The sequence below is a fragment of the Acinetobacter sp. YH12070 genome, from assembly GCF_013419625.1.
Lineage (GTDB): Bacteria > Pseudomonadota > Gammaproteobacteria > Pseudomonadales > Moraxellaceae > Acinetobacter > Acinetobacter amyesii.
In genome coordinates this window covers 29,291-45,941 of sequence record NZ_VOZT01000028.1, presented here as the reverse complement: position 1 = coordinate 45,941, position 16,651 = coordinate 29,291, and the positions used below count along the sequence as shown (strand labels likewise).

17 protein-coding genes are annotated in these 16,651 nt (G+C 35.1%); 14 read left to right on the top strand and 3 right to left on the bottom strand.

Annotated elements, in window-relative coordinates; translation table 11 throughout:
* The first annotated feature begins 365 nt into the window (after nt 1-365).
* The 7 genes from FTU17_RS09830 (at nt 366) to FTU17_RS09800 (ending at nt 9,460) form a co-directional block, all read left to right on the top strand.
* Nucleotides 366-929 (top strand): TetR/AcrR family transcriptional regulator, encoded by a 564-nt coding sequence (locus tag FTU17_RS09830; protein WP_180102989.1) that lies wholly within the window; start codon nt 366-368, stop codon nt 927-929.
* Between the two features lie 689 nt (nt 930-1,618).
* Nucleotides 1,619-4,510: a type VI secretion system Vgr family protein gene (locus FTU17_RS09825; RefSeq protein ID WP_180135307.1), complete on the top strand. Its 2,892-nt coding sequence runs from the start codon at nt 1,619-1,621 to the stop codon at nt 4,508-4,510.
* Complete coding sequence (locus FTU17_RS09820; protein ID WP_180135305.1) at nt 4,510-5,907, top strand: hypothetical protein; 1,398 nt, start codon at nt 4,510-4,512, stop codon at nt 5,905-5,907. Before FTU17_RS09825 ends, FTU17_RS09820 begins: the two co-directional genes overlap by 1 nt.
* A 14-nt stretch (nt 5,908-5,921) precedes the next feature.
* The gene (locus FTU17_RS09815; protein WP_180010882.1) at nt 5,922-6,902 is read left to right on the top strand and encodes a PoNe immunity protein domain-containing protein; all 981 of its coding nucleotides are present in this window, start codon (nt 5,922-5,924) and stop codon (nt 6,900-6,902) included.
* 38 nt (nt 6,903-6,940) lie between these two features.
* On the top strand, nt 6,941-7,921 hold the full coding sequence (locus FTU17_RS09810) for a PoNe immunity protein domain-containing protein (RefSeq protein WP_180135303.1): 981 nt from the start codon (nt 6,941-6,943) through the stop codon (nt 7,919-7,921).
* A 67-nt stretch (nt 7,922-7,988) separates the two neighbouring features.
* Entirely contained in the window at nt 7,989-9,257 is a 1,269-nt protein-coding gene (locus FTU17_RS09805) for a type VI immunity family protein (RefSeq protein ID WP_180009468.1), read from the top strand.
* Nucleotides 9,254-9,460, top strand: coding sequence for a hypothetical protein (locus FTU17_RS09800; RefSeq protein WP_180135301.1), 207 nt, complete (start codon nt 9,254-9,256; stop codon nt 9,458-9,460). Before FTU17_RS09805 ends, FTU17_RS09800 begins: the two co-directional genes overlap by 4 nt.
* Nucleotides 9,461-9,596: 136 nt before the next feature.
* On the opposite strand, the gene FTU17_RS09795 is transcribed toward FTU17_RS09800, so the two are convergent.
* Both FTU17_RS09795 and FTU17_RS09790 read right to left on the bottom strand, forming a co-directional pair.
* Complete coding sequence (locus FTU17_RS09795) at nt 9,597-10,067, bottom strand: transposase family protein (protein ID WP_180135299.1); 471 nt, start codon at nt 10,065-10,067, stop codon at nt 9,597-9,599.
* On the bottom strand, nt 10,024-10,410 hold the full coding sequence (locus FTU17_RS09790; RefSeq protein WP_180135297.1) for a transposase family protein: 387 nt from the start codon (nt 10,408-10,410) through the stop codon (nt 10,024-10,026). The genes FTU17_RS09795 and FTU17_RS09790 overlap by 44 nt, the downstream gene beginning before the upstream one ends.
* A 73-nt stretch (nt 10,411-10,483) precedes the next feature.
* Between FTU17_RS09790 and FTU17_RS09785 the strand changes: the two genes are divergently transcribed.
* From FTU17_RS09785 to FTU17_RS09760, 6 genes are all read left to right on the top strand, one after another.
* Complete coding sequence (locus FTU17_RS09785) at nt 10,484-11,305, top strand: PoNe immunity protein domain-containing protein (protein ID WP_180135295.1); 822 nt, start codon at nt 10,484-10,486, stop codon at nt 11,303-11,305.
* A 32-nt stretch (nt 11,306-11,337) separates the two neighbouring features.
* Nucleotides 11,338-12,312, top strand: coding sequence for a PoNe immunity protein domain-containing protein (locus FTU17_RS09780; RefSeq protein ID WP_180135293.1), 975 nt, complete (start codon nt 11,338-11,340; stop codon nt 12,310-12,312).
* A 36-nt stretch (nt 12,313-12,348) separates the two neighbouring features.
* Nucleotides 12,349-13,161: a PoNi-like cognate immunity protein gene (locus FTU17_RS09775; RefSeq protein WP_257227385.1), complete on the top strand. Its 813-nt coding sequence runs from the start codon at nt 12,349-12,351 to the stop codon at nt 13,159-13,161.
* 181 nt (nt 13,162-13,342) lie between these two features.
* A complete protein-coding gene (locus FTU17_RS09770; protein WP_180056084.1) occupies nt 13,343-13,702 on the top strand; it encodes a hypothetical protein in 360 nt (119 codons plus the stop codon).
* A 174-nt stretch (nt 13,703-13,876) separates the two neighbouring features.
* Complete coding sequence (locus tag FTU17_RS09765) at nt 13,877-14,350, top strand: PoNe immunity protein domain-containing protein (RefSeq protein ID WP_180135309.1); 474 nt, start codon at nt 13,877-13,879, stop codon at nt 14,348-14,350.
* Between the two features lie 182 nt (nt 14,351-14,532).
* On the top strand, nt 14,533-14,973 hold the full coding sequence (locus tag FTU17_RS09760) for a hypothetical protein (protein WP_111885342.1): 441 nt from the start codon (nt 14,533-14,535) through the stop codon (nt 14,971-14,973).
* A 72-nt stretch (nt 14,974-15,045) separates the two neighbouring features.
* On the opposite strand, the gene FTU17_RS09755 is transcribed toward FTU17_RS09760, so the two are convergent.
* Nucleotides 15,046-15,825, bottom strand: a complete 780-nt coding sequence (locus FTU17_RS09755; RefSeq protein ID WP_180135291.1) for a ferredoxin--NADP reductase — start codon at nt 15,823-15,825, stop codon at nt 15,046-15,048.
* Nucleotides 15,826-15,931: 106 nt separating this feature from the next.
* Between FTU17_RS09755 and tsaA the strand changes: the two genes are divergently transcribed.
* Complete coding sequence (gene tsaA / locus FTU17_RS09750) at nt 15,932-16,642, top strand: tRNA (N6-threonylcarbamoyladenosine(37)-N6)-methyltransferase TrmO (protein WP_180135289.1); 711 nt, start codon at nt 15,932-15,934, stop codon at nt 16,640-16,642.
* Nucleotides 16,643-16,651 lie beyond the last annotated feature (9 nt).

Sequence of the window (16,651 nt, the reverse complement as noted above, 5' to 3'; positions counted from 1 at the left end):
GTCATGAGAAAGCCCATATAAATGGGTAATGTACAAGTTGCTGTAGAAGCATGTTTAATTCGTCTGATCACAGATACTTTATAAAGTATTTTAATACTTTTTTGAATCAGTCAATGCGTAAGTCCTATAGACGTTAAATCGCTAGTTGAAATTAAAATAGCAGTCAGTTTTATACGAAATTTTCCTGACTGCTAATTTGATAAATCTTCTGAAATCAGACTGTATTTAATGGGGTGCTGAGGTTTTATCTACAGACTCCAGTTAAGTTATGCTTTACAATAGCGCGCGAAAATCATGTTTAAAAATTAGGTTTTCTACCTTAAAAGCTTTATGTTTAGGCTCCATTGGTGCATCAGGTAAATTAAATGTCGAAAAAGCAAGACATCATTAACGTTGCGCTCCAACTCTTCAATTCTTATAGCTATAACTCGATTGGTATAGATCGAATTATTGGGGAATCGGGCGTTGCTAAAATGACGTTTTATAAATATTTCCCCTCTAAAGCCAAATTAATTGAAGAATGTCTCGTGATTCGAAATCTTAATTTACAGGAATCACTTGAAGCTGCTATTGCAGAATGTGATCCAGAAGATCATCTTTCGCATATTAAAACCATTTTTGCTTGGTACGATGCTTGGTTTCATACTGCAGATTTCAATGGTTGTATGTTTCAAAAAGCAGTAGAAGAAATATCTAAAGTTTATCCGTCTTCATTGCAACCTGCGATTGACTATAAAGAGTGGCTTAAATCAAAACTAAGTACTGCCTTACAAAATCTGGGCATTCAGCAAACTGAACAACTAGCTGCATTTCTGAGTAGTATTTTGGATGGCATGACCATCCAAGCCCAAATTGACCCCAACCAAGTGCATTTAGCAGATTATTGGAAGCGAGTTGAAACCTTAATTCGTTTGGAATTGGCTGCTTAAAAATTTGTTTGTAGGCATTTAGGTTTTAAATCTAGCGACGACTTATTTGTATTGATTAACAATCAATTTTTTCACATGACTTAAGATTCTAAGAAAATAAAAAGCGCGATTATTTGGGGTAATCGCGCTTTGCTGACAATTGTGCGTTCAAATCATTCACTTTGTTAGCTTAAGTCAATGATTTGATTTTCGAACGTTTTATACGTTTTCTCTCATTTATATTTTTACCCTCTGAATGCTAAATTCATTCGGTTTTTGCAGCAAAATAGACAGACTTGTCTGTTTTTTTGAATTATAGGGGATCTTAGGTGAATTACAAGACAGGAAAGAAAGGTTTGTGTGTTTTTTAATCTGACTTGAGTTTAAATTAATCCACTATTTTTAAAGATAATATAAAAAAATTGATCATTAAGCTCGATGTAAATTAGATGATAAAACTATTTTTACACTTGTGTGAATGACGCTGCTCGTTGGATGCAAGAGCATGGTCTAAGACCATTTTGTGAATATTTTATATGCAAAAAGTATTTAGTGAGTGGGTTCTCAGCTTTTTAGTTTTAAGTGAATTTTTGAATCGTGGATTTTACATAACGAAACATCTTCTATGGTTTTAAGCATTAATTTTATTGATGAATTTGACTAAACTAGCAGCAGAATTATTTCCATGATTACAATTTAGAATTTTTATTATGTTAGGCAAAATATTTGCTGTATTAGAACAATTGGGGCTATCCGCCCAAAAACGTGCCATTCATGTGCAATTTTCCAACCCTGCGTTGAATGATGAGCTTTTTATTCAACGTATTGATGGGGAGCATATCTTAAACCAAGGCGTGCAAGCGACTTTGATTTGCCTATCTACCAATGCCCTTATTCCATTAAAACAATTTATTGGCGCACAAGTCGCCGTTGATCAAGTGACCGATCAGGGCGAACTCTTCCGTACAACGGGTATTATTACCGAAGCCACCCAAGGGCAGAGTGACGGTTCACTCACGCTGTATAAACTCACTTTAGAAGATGCAACATCGCTGTGGCATAAGCGCCGCAACAGCCGTGTGTTTATGAACAAATCGGTGCGCGATGTTAGTGAAACAATCTTCAAAGAATGGCAAAGCAAAAGTCCGCTCTTTGCTGCCAGTCTAACGCTTGATCTAAGCGGTTTAAGCCAAAACTATGATGTACGACCTTTCATCATGCAGTCGAATGAAAGCGATTATGACTTTTTAACCCGCCTTTGGCGCAGTGAAGGCATCAACTGGCTCATCGATGAAGCGCAGCTGAAAGTGCCACATTCCTCAGCGCCAATTGAAAAACAAAAACTCCGCCTGATTGATGACAATAGCCAATATCAAGCACTCAGCCGTCGTAGCATCCGCTTTCATCGTTCTAGTGCAACAGAAAAACAAGACAGCATCACCAGCTTGATTGGTGAACGTAGCATTCAGCCGACTGCGGTACACATACAGCGCTGGCAAGCCGATGGTCTCAGCCAAGAAGAAGGCGCAGGTTCAGTTCAAAGTAAACATCAGCATAGCCAAAGCCAAGACAATGCCAGCTTAAGTTTGGAACAAGCATGGCATATCAGCCCTGCATGGATGCAGGACTTAAAAGGCGAAGACCAAGCTACCGCTTCATCCAATAGCCAAATTGAAAAATTGAATCAAAACCTAACGCGCTATCACGAGCTGCAATCGAAAAAATTCAATGCACAATCGACCGTGCGTGATACCCAAGTCGGTTATTGGTTTGAATTGAATGAACACCCAGAAATCGATCAACACAGTGGTGCAGACAAACAATTTTTAATTACAGAAAAGAAATTCTATAACCAAAATAACTTACCCAAAGACCTCTCTGAACAAGTCAATCAACTGATTGAACAAAGCCAGTGGAACATTAAACCGATCCATGAACAGGCCGAGCGTCAGGCCAATCAGCTCACATTACAACGCCGCAATATTTCGACCGTTCCTGAATATAACCCACTCGAACACCGTCCAAGCACCCATCCGCAACGCGCCAAAGTCGTTGGGCCAAGTGGTGAAGAAATACATGTCGATGAATGGGGACGAATCAAAGTCCGCTTCTTATTTACTCGTGGTGGTGACCACAGCCATGATGGCGGAGCAGGCAGCAATGACAATGACACAGATTCTGCATGGGTAGATGTGCTTACACCATGGGCAGGTGAAGGTTATGGCGCACGCTTCTTGCCACGCATTAATGAAATCGTGGTCATCGATTTCTTTGACGGCAACATCGACCGCCCATTTGTGGTGGGGCGTATACATGAAGCACAGCGCAGTCCAACCCAATTTGATAGTAAAGGCAAACTGCCAGACACCAAAAAACTAGCTGGAATAAAAAGTAAGGAAGTACAAGGCGAAGGCTTTGGACAACTACGTTTTGACGACACGACGGGACAAATCTCGACACAATTACAAAGCACCCATGGCGCGACTCAGCTCAACCTCGGTAACCTCAGTCATCCCAAAGAAACCGCAGAAAGTGACGGTCGAGGCGAAGGCTTTGAACTGAGAACCGACCAATGGGGCGCAGTACGAGCAGGACAAGGGCTCCTTGTCAGCACACACCCACAACAACAAGCAGCAGCAATGCACCTCGACGCACAAGCGGCGAAAGAACAAATCGAAGCGAACTTAAACAGCAGCAAAGCCTTAAGTGAAGTGGCGAAAAACCAGCAAACTGACCCGCTTGAAGTCTTAGATAACCTGAAAAACTTCCTTGGACAAATTGAAAAAGGCAGTAAAGAAAAAGCTGATGCCTTTAAACATGCCTTAATGATTTTATCTGCACCGAACTCAATTGCTGTGAGTAGTCAGGAAGATATTCATCTTTCAGCAGATGGACAAATCAGCCAAAGTGCAGGGGATAGCATCAACCTCAGCAGTCAAAAATCCTTAATTGCCCATGCACAAAGCAAGATCAGTCTATTTGCGGCACAAGAAGGTTTACGTGCGTATGCAGGCAAAGGCAAAGTTGAAATCCAAGCCCAAGGAGATGGGGCAGATTTGATTGCACGAAAGGGTATTCAAATTATTTCCACGGAAGAAAATGTTGATATAAAAAGTCCTAAGGAAATTATCCTTACTGCGGGGGGCTCTCAACTTAAAATTACCAGTGCAGGAATATTTCCAACAACTGCAGCGAAGTTTGAGGTAAAGGCCGGGCAGCATTTATTTACAGGTGGAAGTACGGCTCAACCAAAAAATATTACTTTACCATTATTAGGTGAAATGCAAAATTGGATGGAATTGAACTACCATTATGATGATTTATCACCAGTTAAAGGAGCTCCTTTTAAAGTCTTTTTTGAAGACGGAAGTTATAGAGAAGGTGTATTAGATGATAAAGGATATGCAAAATTAGAAAATGTACCTAAAGGAAAATCTGAAATTTATTATGGGGAAGATCCGTCAGAGTTTAAAAAAGACATTCCCGATGACCTAGATGCAGAAATTGAAGATACAGACACTATTGACGATGATATTTGGTCACTATTAGATGAAGAAGCATATCAAAAACTTACAAATAACTTACAGAATGGAGCGAAATAATGGGCTCTGTCGCTAAATATAAACGTTCTGTAGATTCTGTTCCCGGTGGATGGCTACAAAGTTTAAAAAAAGACACTATGACTTTCTTTAAAGGTGAAAGTACTGGTGGTTGGGCAATTTTAGCGGAGACGGTAATTGGCTGTGTACCTGTTTTAGGTCAATTGGTAGACGCGAGAGATATTATTAAAGCAATTATCATTTTATCTGCAAATCCAACAAGTCCTGCTGGATGGTTTGATCTTATCACTGCGTTAATTGGCTTAGTTCCTGGTGGTGGTGATGCTGTTAAAATGTCATTAAAAAGTGTCAAAAAAGGCGCTTTACCAATGGATAGTATTTTGGATGGTATCCGAAAGCTTGGGAAAGGTGATCCTGAACAACTGATTCGTAAATGTTTAAATTTAAATGCATTACAAAAAAATTTAGATAAAATTTTAACCAACCCTCAAGTACTAAATCAATTAAGTCCTCAAGCGCGTAAAAACGTAGATCAAATTAGAAGAAATTTAGGTAAACAATTACAAGAATTTAAAAAAGAAGTTGATGGTTGGTTAATAAAAAGTAGAAAAACCTCTGCAGATGCAAATGCACGCTCAAAGACTCAAACGACTAAGCCAAACTCAACTAATGGTAGTGGTAATACAAACAATACAAATCAGGGCAAATCTAACAGTACCAATAATTCGTCAATAGGCCAAACAGCTATAACTAATTTATCTAATAAATTTAAAGGTATTCTAGGTGAGCATATGGCAGATTACTATTGCCAAGAAATTAAAGGCTGGGGAACTTCAACACATGATAAGATAGGAACGAAAAACTCTCATAAATTGAATGATAATGGGGAAATGGTAAATCTATTTTCTATTAAAAGTAGAGGGCGTGGTATAGATGGAGTTTGGAAGAAAAATAATAATGACGCAAAACCATATGCAATTATTGAGGCTAAATGTAGCCAAAATCCTGCTGCTTCACTTAGAGATTTATTAGGTGATGCTAATGATAAAAATGGTATTGATAAATCAATACCTCAACAACAACAAAGATCTGGCAGAACTTCTAGAAACCGTACTAACACTAGTTCAACTAATCGTAATCTAACTTTAGGTGGCGAAAAATATAGAGATTCTAGTGGAAAAGTAGTTCAAATGAGCCATCATTGGATAACAAATCGTCTTGTTAAATCAGTAGGAATTAAGCTAGCTCCAATAATATTGAAAAAAAGAAGATATGAAAGATATGTTATTTTTTTTAGTGGATTGCAGGTAGTAGAACATGCTGTTGCATTAATTAAATTCTTATCTAAACAAACAGTAACTGATAAAGAACATTCTATTCATACAGCTACAAAGGTTTGGACTGATAAAGACATTAGTATCGTTGTTAATAATAAATAATTGGAAATTTATTTATGATGGAATTTAAGTTTAATCGTAGACAACAATTTTTAGATGAAAGTTACTATCAATCTACAAGGAGTGAGCTTGTCAGCGCCATAGAAAGTTTTTTAAGTGAATCAAATGATGATGATGATATCGAAGCAGGATGGATAGACTCTTATTCGATAGCGTCTAGATATCAGTTTGATTTGCTTATTTTGGACTATACTGCTGGTAAACCGATTGAGTATTTACGCTTAGAATTTGATAAAGTAATTGAATTATTCAAGGAACTCTCTATAAAACAAAGAGCCTATTATAAAAATAATAATTTTAGTGTTTTTGACATCGAAATTTTAGATGACTATTGTGTATATATATGGATTATCAGCCTTTGTTATTTATTAAAAAGAACTGATTTACTACCGTTGGTAGCTAACCTTGTTGATGGAGAGGATCAAGAAAATGGAGGGAAAGATTGGATTGTAGAGGAATTTTTGGCTTTTAATGACGATAACCGTTTTGATTGTTCAGATGTCCTTTTTTCAAATCCTTATTTTGAGTTATCCAATGCATTTGTGACCCAAGATAATAAAGTTTCATTCAAGCATTTAAACAAATTTTTAAAAAAATGGTATAAAGATTTATCTGGAGCTCCATGGCATGATACCCATAAATCAGAGGGTGGATATTATGGATATTGGGCTTTTGAAGCAGCTTGTGCTGTTATTCTATTAGAAATAGAAAATGATAAAGAATTTCATGAATACCTCTATTATCCTAAAGACTTAATAGAGTTCTATCGTACATTTAAACCTAGTAGTGCTGAAATTGACCTCCTAACTAAATATCAAAAAGTATCAATTCAAGCAGGTAAAAAATGTCCTCAATCAGGTTATTGGTTCAGTGTAGCCAAGGAAAACACTCGTAAATACTTTAAACAAGGGGAAATATTCCCTGATTTTGAAAGTGATTGGGGGGATGTATATTGGCAGTTTGACGGTGAAGAATAAGTGAAAATATGCCCTTCGGGGCAGTTTTTGGGCATAAAATGGATTTAGTTAATATAAAAAGACAACAATTTCTTACACCTCAAATGTATGAAACATTAAAGGTGGAAACTCTGAACACTATTGAAACTTTTAAAGTAAATCCTACAGGTGTTGGTGATTCAATAGAAGAAAGATGGGTATACTCTTATGCTATCGTAGCAGAGGACTATTTAAATCTGCTTATATTGGAATATACAGCTGGCAATAGTTTACCTTTTATTAGAAGCCAAATTGAAATAGTTATTGACTATTATGAGCAATATGGAAGTAAATTAAGAAGTTATCATAAAAATATAAACTTACCAGTTTTTGAATTATTTACTATTGATGGCTATTGTCCATGTATTTGGTTAATCAGTTTGTGTTATTTACTCCACCGAAAGGATTTGCTACCTAGAGTTGCGAAATTAATTGACGGAGAAATGAGAGAAAATGTTGCTCAAGATTGGCTAATTGAAGAGTATTTATCTTTTTCAGATGAAAATAGATATGATTGTTCAACAGTATTAGTACCAAAACCTTACTTATTATTATGTGAAGCCTTTTCAAATCAAGATAATGAAATTTCTTTAGCTTTTGTCCGTAAGTTTTTAAAGAATTGGTACAAAGATTTATCAGGTGCGCCTTGGCATGATACTCATAAATCAGAAGGTGGCTATTATGGATACTGGGCTTTTGAAGCAGCGTGCGCTGTTATTCTGTTAGAGATAGAGAATGATACTGTCTTACATGAATACTTATATTACCCTAAAGATTTGGTTGAATTTTATCACAAATTCAAGCTCAAAACTTCAGTAATAAATTTTCTTGAAAATCATAATAAATTTTCAATTAAAGCTGGGGAAAAATGTCCTCAACAGGGTTATTGGTTTACAGTTGCTAAAGTGAACTCACGTCAATACTTTAACTTGGGAGATGTTTTTCCTGATTTTGAAAGTGATTGGGGCGATGTGTATTGGCAGTTTGATGGTGAAGAGTAATTTATGCCTTCGGGACTTGATAATATTGGATCTCTAAAAAAAGAAGTATTAATTAAAAGAATATTTTATGAGCACAGCACAAGTTTATTTAAATGATGAGGAAATAGAAGAATTAGTTCGAGATATTCCTCTTGATACATCAATAATTTATGGGGAAGAAAAAAAAGAGTTCGGAGTTTGCCCTTATATTACATTTTATATTGATCAAAAAAAAACAAATGCGCAAGAATTTTTGATAAAAGTAATTGATATTTATGAGAAATTTGAATTCGAAATAATTGATAAGCCATTTCATTTAAGATTTCGATGTGATACTGAAGTTTGGAAAAAGGCAATTTCATGGATTAGAAGTCGTGAAGAAATATCAGCTGAAATGGCAAAAATTTATAAAAAATATTTCATTTACTATTTAGGTGCAACATCTGCACAATCTCAAGATCAAAGTCCACGTTGGGCTTTAAGTGCAAAGATTAGAGACTCTAGTGAGCGCTATTCTAGTCTAAAATTAACTTTTGGTGATCAATGGTATAGATCCAATAAAGATATTTGGTACTCATTTGTTCAAAAATGTCTAGAAATGCTTAACCCAATTCAAGCATATAGTGGATATGAAATTGGAAACACAAGTCAATTTGCATTTGTTTCTCCTGAATTTGAAACAGTTGAACGGACTTTCACGGATTATTTTTACGGGCTCGATATTGATCATCCTGGTATGGAGTTTTCTCATGAAAATATGTTTATTGCAGAAGATCGGGATGGTTTAGGTGGCGGTATTCGTACCCCAACATGGTGCTTTTTACTTTCTCCCTACTGGCTAGAGAAACTAGGCTTGAGTGAAGAACAAATTCGTGAAAAACTGGATGATCCACGAATTGAAATTACTAAAATTATAGACCTAGAAGATTCAACAAAATACAGCTTATGGATACGTTTGGGAGAGCTTTCACTTTATCCAGTTGAAGAAGGTGTTCCTGATTTATTGGTGATGGCAAATGAACTAATTAAACCGATACGTTGTGATAACTTAAAACTGACCACTTTAGATGCGTGGTCAGATGATCCAAATCCACGTTTTGATGCCGTAAGTTCAAAGCAATGGATTGCACGATTTGATGAAGACAGCACTTGGCCTGAATTAAAACGAGTGAAAGTTGAAGTTCAAGAACCAGAAAGAATAGATATTGTTATTGCCGGTAGCCCATGTCCTCACGCAGGATATTGGTATACTTTTGCTAAAGAAAACTCACGTCAATATTTTAAACAAGGTGATATATTCCCTGATTTTGAAAGTGATTGGGGTGATGTGTACTGGCAGTTTGATGGTGAAGAATGATTTATGCCCTTCGGGGCATTATTTTTGGAATAAGAATGATTTTTGATAAAAAGAAAAGACAATTATTTTTAACAGATGAAGTTTACAATAGAGTAAATATATTTTTAAAAGAATTACTCATTGAAATTTTAGAAAGTAAAAAAATATATGAAGACAGTCCATCTGATATAAGAAGATTAGATTATTACTTATCACTACATTAGGCTTTGTTGCATAAATATGTAAGCATCTGATTTAAATAAATTTAATTTTGGATCAAAAAACAATCAAAACTTTTAAAATCATATAGTTATGAAATCTTTGTGCAACAAAGCCACTACATTAGAGTTCTTTCATAAATCATTTTTTATTCAGCTCCATGTTATAGATTCCAGCAATTAAATTGAATCTTAAACCTAGTCTTTTACCTCGATTACGATATCGTTCGGCAATGATTTTGAAAGTTTTCAAACTGCCGAATACATGTTCAATCCCAATTCTTCTTTTATTGATTTCTTGATTGTAAACTTTTAGCTCGGGATCTAGTTTGCAGCGTCTCTTTGCTTTTAGAGGCAATAAGCTATTTGGATACATTGCATAGATACCTTGATAGCCTTTATCTGCAAGAATAAAAGCACCTTTAGGAATATGATTCAAATTACGTTTGAAAAGCTCGAAATCATGTACAGCACCACGACTCGTACATAAACTCAGAACTTGCTGTGTTCTATAATGGATAATGGCTTGAACTTTAAAAGTATGTGCTTTCTTCTTGCCACTATAGCTTTTATTCTGTTTTTTTAGGTCTTTGTATTGGAATTTCTGTGGCATCTACGATCACCACATTCCAGTCGATACCTTCGCCTTCAGGCAAACTTTTGGGTAAATTAAATAGATTAGACTTGATCAGGCAATCTTCTACGTGGCGGACAATTCTTGAAGCAGTAGGCTCTGACACGCCAAAACTCGTTGCGACATGAAACAATGTTCGGTATTCACGCCAATAGCTTAAGCATAGAAGAATTTGATCTTCTACACTTAACTTTGATGGTCTACCTTTAGCAGGCACCAGCATTTTTAGCTGTTCAACCATTAAATCAAAGGTTGACCATGAGATGCCTGTATATCGCTTAAACTGTGTTTCAGAAAGCTTTGTTGAATCGACGTATTTCATCTGCAAATTATGCATGTATATTTAAAATTATTTGGTACAAATAATAAGCAAGAGATAGATCGTTTTTTGATTTATGAAAGAGATCTATTCTTATGATTTATTAAGTCTAAATTTTACCGCTGGGTTTGATATTTCTACACTTAGAATTCAATTAGAAGATGTAATTACGAAATATGAAGAATATACAATAGCTTTACGCAAAGACGAGAAGGATGAAGATTGGGCACCATTTTATTTTACAGCTATAGATGAGTACGAAAGATGTATGCAGTTGATAGGACTGTGTTATCTATTACACAGAAGAGACTTATTACCACGTATTGCAGCGATGCAAGACAAAATTTACCATGAGCAAACAGAACAATTAGATACGCTGTATGAGGACTTTTTATCATTTGAGTTGATGGATAGATATGATGTAGATCAATGGTTTTTTGATAATCCATATCGCCCATTAATTTTTAGTAAATATAGAGATACTAAAGAAGAGAGTATTCAAGATATACAGGAATATTTGAAATTATGGTATCCCGCATTTGAAAGTGCAGCTTGGCATGATACCCATAAAATGGATGAAGGTTTGTACTTTGGATATTGGGCTATAGAAGCTGCTGCTTACGTTTATTTGCTAGATTTAGATGATAGCGAAATAACACATATGATTTATCCAAAAGATTTGGTTAAATTTGCCCGAGAATTTGTACCTTGCGAGAAGGATATAAGTAATCCAAGTACAAAAACATTAAAATGCGAAGCAGGTCAAATTTGCCTTAAAACAGGTGAATGGTATAGTCCTGCGAATAACATGGAAAAACGTCATTTTAAACAGGGTGATGTTATGTCTGAGAGTAAAGATAACCCTTGGGGATTAACGATTTGGTATCTGACTGAATAAGTAGATGCCATTCGGGGCATTTTGGAATAGATATGGACATCTATAAAAAACAAATTCGACAAATTTTTCTAACTGAAAATACTTATATTGAAATCACGAAGTACTTATTAAACTCTTATCATAGATTGGTTCAAAAAAAAATTGAGTATAATGGATCCATAAATGATTTAAGACGGTTAAATTATTATATCGCTGAAGAAGCTTATCAATTATTTAGTTTACATTATACAATTGGTAAGTCGATTCAACCTCTCAGAATAGAATTAGAAAATATAATTACGAAATATGAAGAATATACAATAGCCTTGCGCAAAGACGAGGAGGATGAAGATTGGGCACCATTTTATTTCACCGCAATAGATGAGTACGAAAGATGTATGCAGTTGATAGGACTGTGTTATCTATTACATAGAAGAGACTTATTACCACGTATTGCAGCGATGCAGGACAAAATTTACCATGAGCAAACAGAACAATTAGATACGCTGTATGAGGATTTTTTATCATTTGAGTTGACGGATAGATATGATGTGGATCAATGGTTTTTTGATAATCCATATCGCCCATTAATTTTTAGTAAATATAGAGATACTAAAGAAGAGAGTATTCATGATATACAGGAATATTTGAAATTATGGTATCCCGCATTTGAAAGTGCAGCTTGGCATGATACCCATAAAATGGATGAAGGTTTGTACTTTGGATATTGGGCTATAGAAGCTGCTGCTTACGTTTATTTGCTAGATTTAGATGATAGCGAAATAACACATATGATTTATCCAAAGGATTTGGTTAAATTTGCCCGAGAATTTGTACCTTGCGAGAAGGATATAAGTAATCCTAGTACAAAAACTCTAAGATGCGAAGCAGGCCAAATTTGCCCTAAAACAGGTGAGTGGTATAGTCCTGCGAATAACATGGAAAAACGTCATTTTAATCAAGGAGAAGATATGCCTGAGATTAAAGATAACCCTTGGGGATTAACGATTTGGTATCTGACTGAATAAGTAGATGCCATTCGGGGCATTAATTTTAGGATTAATATGAATTTCGATAAATATAAAAGACAGATTTTTTTAACTGAAGAGTATTATTTAAAGACTAAAGAATACAATGAAGAAGGAATACCCTTATATTTAGAAAGTGATACATTTGAAGATGATCAATATAATTGTGGAGAAGCTTCAAGATGGCAATCTATTACATGGATCTATCATTCTTTATTATATCTTCATTATACTGCAGGAAAGCCAATAGAAGAAATATCTCCATTATTTGAAAAAGTAATAGAAGGTTATGAAAAACAAGCAGAAGCATTAGGAGTTTTTAAAGCAAGTAAAAAGCCAGTTGTTATTGGTGGTGAAGGTGGTTTTATTGCATTAAGTACAATTAGCTTAGCAGTATTGCTAAATAAAAATAATTTATTATCTACAATTAAACAATTAATCAATGGCGAGGATGGAGGAACTTTTAGTGAAGATGAAGTGATTAATAAGTTTTTAAAACTAACGGATTCTAATCATCCAGATACTGAAAGAGATGGGATATATAGTTATAATTTTTCAATATTATGCGATGTGATTGATAATGTAATAATTAAAAATAACAAAAATCATGCGATTGAACTGTTGGATGAATATTTGGCTGATTGGTATCAAATGCATAAAAATACACTTTGGTACAATAGTCATTTAAATTTAGATAATTATTCATATGTTGGTTACTGGGCTTTTGAAGCAGCAGCTCTTGTTTATTTACTAGATTTGGATGAAAGTTCTTTACATAAACATTTGTTTTATCCTAAAGATATAGTTGCATGGGCTCGTAAAAATAATACTCAATCTGAAGTAACCTAAGAGAATCTAACTGTAATAAAAGTCAAAGCTGGCGAAAAATCCCTAAAAACGGGCTATTGGACAACCCCTGCACAAGAGGATTCACGTGTTCATGTGTTAAGAGGTGAAATGTTACCAACATTTTCTGAAACAGATTGGGGTGAAGTGTACTGGTATTTTAATGGTGAGGAATAAATAAAACATGCCCTTCGGGGCATTATTTTTGGGAATCAGAATGGTTTTTGATAAAAAGAAAAGACAGTTTTATTTAACTGAGGATAATTTAATCACGTTTGCTGATCATTATAGAGAATATATTGATTATTGGTTTAATAATGTAGGGGGAAGTGGCGATAACCTTGAAGAAAAAAAGAAGTTAGCAATGAGCACTCATGCTGAGTACTCATATAATTTATTTTCGCTATTATTGACGTCAGGATATAAGATTTTAGATTTAAGATTAATTTTTGAAGATGTAATAATTGCTTATGAAAAATATACAATCGCATTTAGAGCTGCAGAAAAAATAATGATTGGGCGCCATTTTATTTTACCGCTATAGATGAGTACGAAAGATGTATGCAGTTGATAGGACTGTGTTATCTATTACACAGAAGAGACCTATTACCACGTATTGCAGCGATGCAAGACAAAATTTACCATGAGCAAACAGAACAATTAGATACGCTGTATGAGGACTTTTTATCATTTGAGTTGATGGATAGATATGATGTAGATCAATGGTTTTTTTGATAATCCATATCGCCCATTAATTTTTAGTAATTATAGAGATACTAAAGAAGAGAGTATTCAGGATATACAGGAATATTTGAAATTATGGTATCCCGCATTTGAAAGTGCTCCATGGTATGACTTACATAAAATGGAAAATGGAGGTTATTTTGGCTATTGGGCTATAGAAGCTGCTGCTTACGTTTATTTGCTAGATTTAGATGATAGCGAAATAACACATATGATTTATCCAAAAGATTTGGTTAAATTTGCCCGAGAATTTGTACCTTGCGAGAAGGATATAAGTAATCCTAGTACAAAAACACTAAGATGCGAAGCAGGACAAATTTGCCCTAAAACAAGTGAATGGTATAGTCCTGCGAATAACATGGAAAAACGTCATTTTAATCAAGGAGAAGGTATGCCTGAGATTAAAGATAATCCTTGGGGTCTAACGATTTGGTATCTGACTGAATAAGTAGATGCCATTCGGGGGGGGCATTTTAAAATGGATGCGAATGTATATTGGCAGTTTGCTGGTGATAAATAGGATAAATTTTCCTTTTGGTTATTCGTTTCTAATGGATAATATTTTTAATTTTCTTTGATTATTATTTTTAATTAAATAAATTAAAACCCAATATTTTTAAAAGGATAATGATGAAAGTTTTAAAAACGAATTTAATGCTTATTATGCTTTCAGCAATGAGTTTAATAGGGTGTAATACACATTCAACAAAAACTTATGTATTGACGACAACATCTTATGGTTATGATGCAAGTTATATTCCATATATTGTTGAATTAAATGGAGAGGAGTTAGGTGGAGGGCTAGGTAGTGGAACGAAAAGATCAGCAGTGATAACAGGAGCTCAATATATTAAATGGGGAGAAGGTAATAGCTCTAAAAAGCATATTGCAACCAATGTCCCCACATTGACGAATGAAAATTTAAAAGATAAAAAATATTTAGCTGTACATATATATCCAGATGACAGTGTGGAAATTAATTTATCGAATGAATTACCTGATGCTACTGAGAAAGGTTTAGAGTGGAGAGCAAAAATTATTGATGAATTGAAGGTAAAAGAAGAAAAATAGCTGTATCAGTCATGAGTGGCATATAGATAAAAAAAAGCGCATGATGACATGCGCTTTTTAATTTACAGCTAATTATTTTTCAACGAATGCACGTTCAATCACGTAGTCGCCTAGAACGCCCATCTTAGGAGATTCTTTCAAACCGTGCTGGTCAAGTAGTGCAGCAACGTCGTCTAGGAATGCAGGTGAACCGCAAAGCATTGCGCGGTCAGTTTCAGGGTTGAAGCGTGGTAGACCGATTTTTTCGAAAAGTTGACCAGATTCAATGGCAGTAGTTACACGGCCTTGAGTATGGAATTCTTCACGAGTTACAGTAGGGTAGTAAACCAATTTTTCTTTCGCGCCTAATTCACCAAAGAATTCGTGGTTAGGAATTTCATCTAAGATTAAATCTTGATAAGCCAATTCCGAAATGAAACGAGTACCATGTACAACAATGATTTTTTCAAAACGTTCGTAAGTTTCAGGGTCACGAATTACAGAAAGGAATGGTGCAAGACCTGTACCTGAAGAAAGAAGGTATAAGTTTTTACCAGGGTTTAAGTCATCTAGAACTAAAGTACCTGTAGGTTTTTTAGACACTAAAATTTCATCGCCAACTTTTACTTTTTGTAAAATAGACGTTAAAGGACCATCTGGAACTTTAATAGAGAAAAACTCTAATTCTTCTTCATAGTTTGCGCTTGCAATAGAATAAGCGCGCATTAAAGGCTTATCATTTACTTCAAGGCCGATCATCACAAATTGACCGTTTTTAAAACGCAGTGCAGTGTCACGAGTGGTTTTAAAAGAGAATAAAGTGTCATTCCAATGGTGGACGTGAGTAATCTTTTCGACGTTAAAAGCAGCCATTAAAGGTCTCAATAAAATTATCAAATTAGAACAGCTTACTATTCTAATCTAAAATCATTCTCGATAAACTGAATATATTTAATTGAACTTATCAGAAAAAGTGATTATGTCTGAGCTTAAAATGCCAATTATCGGGTATATGAAATCTCCTTACCGAGAAAAATTTGGTATTCCACGTCAGCCGAATTTGGTGCAGGTCGAATCTTATATTGAAATGGTGGAACCTTATAACGATTTACTGGCTTTTGAGGGAATTGAAGATTTTAGTCATCTTTGGCTGATTTGGCAGTTTCATGAAAATAAAAATGCAGATTCGACAAAATTTCGTCCGCAAGTTCGTCCTCCGCGTTTAGGTGGTAATCAAAAAATCGGGGTATTTGCGACACGAAGTATGTACCGACCGTCACCTATGGGCTTGTCGGTTGTGCAGCTCAAAGGAGTGAAAAAAGTCGGAAAATCGGTATGTGTCTATGTGGTCGGTAGTGATTTGTTGGATGGAACACCAATTTTAGATATCAAACCCTATATTCAATATTCAGATGCAGTTATGGATGCGCAAAGCGGTTATGCGCAGGATGAGCCAGAAAGAAAATCTGTGATTTGGTCAGAGCACGCTGAGCAACAAAAACAGGTATTTTTGAATAATGGCAATTTAACCGCGCAATTAAGGGCTGAACTTGAGCAGGTATTGAGTTTAGATCCACGTCCTGCCTATCAGCATGATGATGAACGTGTGTACGGCATGTTGTTTGGTGGATTGAATGTGAAATTTCAGGTCAGTAAACAACATGTTTTGATTGTTGAAATATCTCAATAAAAAAGGAGC

Excerpts from the sequence above, each read along its gene's own strand:
- FTU17_RS09780 (WP_180135293.1), top strand. The coding sequence starts at position 11,338 with ATGGACATCTATAAAAAACAAATTCGACAAATTTTTCTAACTGAAAAT.
- FTU17_RS09785 (WP_180135295.1), top strand. The coding sequence starts at position 10,484 with ATGAAAGAGATCTATTCTTATGATTTATTAAGTCTAAATTTTACCGCT.
- FTU17_RS09775 (WP_257227385.1), top strand. The coding sequence starts at position 12,349 with ATGAATTTCGATAAATATAAAAGACAGATTTTTTTAACTGAAGAGTAT.
- tsaA (WP_180135289.1), top strand. The coding sequence starts at position 15,932 with ATGTCTGAGCTTAAAATGCCAATTATCGGGTATATGAAATCTCCTTAC.
- FTU17_RS09770 (WP_180056084.1), top strand. The coding sequence starts at position 13,343 with ATGCCCTTCGGGGCATTATTTTTGGGAATCAGAATGGTTTTTGATAAA.
- FTU17_RS09800 (WP_180135301.1), top strand. The coding sequence starts at position 9,254 with ATGATTTATGCCCTTCGGGGCATTATTTTTGGAATAAGAATGATTTTT.
- FTU17_RS09760 (WP_111885342.1), top strand. The coding sequence starts at position 14,533 with ATGAAAGTTTTAAAAACGAATTTAATGCTTATTATGCTTTCAGCAATG.
- FTU17_RS09795 (WP_180135299.1), bottom strand. The coding sequence starts at position 10,067 with ATGCCACAGAAATTCCAATACAAAGACCTAAAAAAACAGAATAAAAGC.
- FTU17_RS09790 (WP_180135297.1), bottom strand. The coding sequence starts at position 10,410 with ATGAAATACGTCGATTCAACAAAGCTTTCTGAAACACAGTTTAAGCGA.
- FTU17_RS09820 (WP_180135305.1), top strand. The coding sequence starts at position 4,510 with ATGGGCTCTGTCGCTAAATATAAACGTTCTGTAGATTCTGTTCCCGGT.
- FTU17_RS09805 (WP_180009468.1), top strand. The coding sequence starts at position 7,989 with ATGAGCACAGCACAAGTTTATTTAAATGATGAGGAAATAGAAGAATTA.
- FTU17_RS09755 (WP_180135291.1), bottom strand. The coding sequence starts at position 15,825 with ATGGCTGCTTTTAACGTCGAAAAGATTACTCACGTCCACCATTGGAAT.
- FTU17_RS09810 (WP_180135303.1), top strand. The coding sequence starts at position 6,941 with ATGGATTTAGTTAATATAAAAAGACAACAATTTCTTACACCTCAAATG.
- FTU17_RS09815 (WP_180010882.1), top strand. The coding sequence starts at position 5,922 with ATGATGGAATTTAAGTTTAATCGTAGACAACAATTTTTAGATGAAAGT.
- FTU17_RS09830 (WP_180102989.1), top strand. The coding sequence starts at position 366 with ATGTCGAAAAAGCAAGACATCATTAACGTTGCGCTCCAACTCTTCAAT.
- FTU17_RS09825 (WP_180135307.1), top strand. The coding sequence starts at position 1,619 with ATGTTAGGCAAAATATTTGCTGTATTAGAACAATTGGGGCTATCCGCC.